General features: G+C 64.3%; 2 protein-coding genes. Both read left to right on the top strand.

Features of this window, described 5'->3' with window-relative positions; genetic code table 11:
* On the top strand, nucleotides 1-845 hold an 845-nt coding region (locus Q8M73_13365; protein MDP2289536.1), incomplete at its 5' end, for an ATP-binding protein.
* Nucleotides 842-1,443, top strand: a 602-nt coding sequence (locus Q8M73_13360) for a type VI secretion protein (protein ID MDP2289535.1), incomplete at its 3' end; no start/stop codon positions are given. The genes Q8M73_13365 and Q8M73_13360, both read left to right, overlap by 4 nt.

Here is a 1,443-nt window from a genome sequence, read left to right as displayed (position 1 = left end):
TTCGACTCGAGCGATCCCTGCGGGTGGACGAGAAGACCGCCGTTGCGCTAGCCCTTGAGCAGGCACTGCACGCCGCCGGTGGCAAGCCGATCCTGTCCGACGTCGCCCGAGCATTACGCGAACCCGATCCCTTGCTAGCCCAAGCCATCTCACGCACTCCCGTCGAAATGCTCGAAGCCGGCAACGCCGCCCGCTGGGCGTTCGACGGTCTGCTGTCCACGGTCGCTCGCGACCTCTTCGACGGGCCCAGCACGACGAGGTTTGATTCGACTGCACCGATCGTCGCAATCGACCTTTCCGATCTGTACAACGACAACGGGAACCTGTCGATCGCCTTCACTTGCGCCTCCGCGTGGATGGAGGCCGCGCTGGCGACGCCGGGCAACGGCCAACGGTTCGCGGTCTATGACGAGGCCTGGCGAGTGCTGTCGCACGCGCATGGAGCGATCGACCGACTGCAGCAGCAGTTCCGCCTGGCTCGCGCCTGGGGGCTGTCCAATGTCCTGGTCCTGCACAACCTGCGCGACACCCTGAATGTCGGCGACGCGGGCAGCGCCGAACGCAACAAGGCTGAATCGCTCCTGGCTCTGGCCGGCACCAAGGTGATCGGCTACCAGCCCGCAAAGGAACTCCCCGGCACTGAAGCAGCACTAGACCTGACACAAGCCGAGGTCGACGTCATCGCCAACTCATCCCGCGGGGAGTTCCTCGTCAAACTGCAAACCACCGCAGGTGTGCGCTCCTACCGCATTCGCGTGGACCTCCACCCCTATGAGTTGCAGTGGTGGGACACCACCGCAGGGATGCACTCCACCGGAGTCGTCGACGAGGAGCCCGCCGCATGAGTGCCAACGCCAATTCGGGCAGCTCGTTTGCGATCGAGAAGGCCGTCGTCTTCATGGTGGCTACCGCAGTCACCGCATTCGGCTTGATCCACCTCACCGGTATCGCCCTGGCGAAGATCGCGGGCGACCAGGCGCCAACGTTCACGCCCGGACGCGCGCTTGACGTGCTCAAGCTTCAGCCATATGCACCACACGTGTCACCCATCGCACACCTGATTCTGATCATGGTCATCCTGATCGCTGGTTTGGAAATCGCTCGACGACTCATGCGATGGCGCGCCGGCAGTAAGGCATCAGTCGCGCATCGGGCGAACGAGTTCGCTGCCCGGCCCGGTTGGTCCACTCCAGCCGGTGTGCGTACCGCTGCCTCAATCAAGCAGCTCAACGTGCAGGCAGCCGTCTTGCGGCCCTCTGTCCCTGACCCTCGACCCCAGGACCTGGGCTACTTCTTAGGAACTAGCAAGGGGCAGCAGGTGTGGGCCTCCGTCGAGCGCAGCGTCCTGGTCATCGGCCCACCCGGATCAGGCAAAGGCCTGCACATCGCCATCAACGCGATACTCGACGCACCCGGGCCGGTCATCACCACCAGCACCAAACC

The sequence above is a fragment of the Actinomycetota bacterium genome (assembly GCA_030684515.1).
GTDB lineage: Bacteria > Actinomycetota > Actinomycetes > S36-B12 > S36-B12 > UBA11398.
This window is presented reverse-complemented; position numbering and strand designations above follow the sequence as displayed.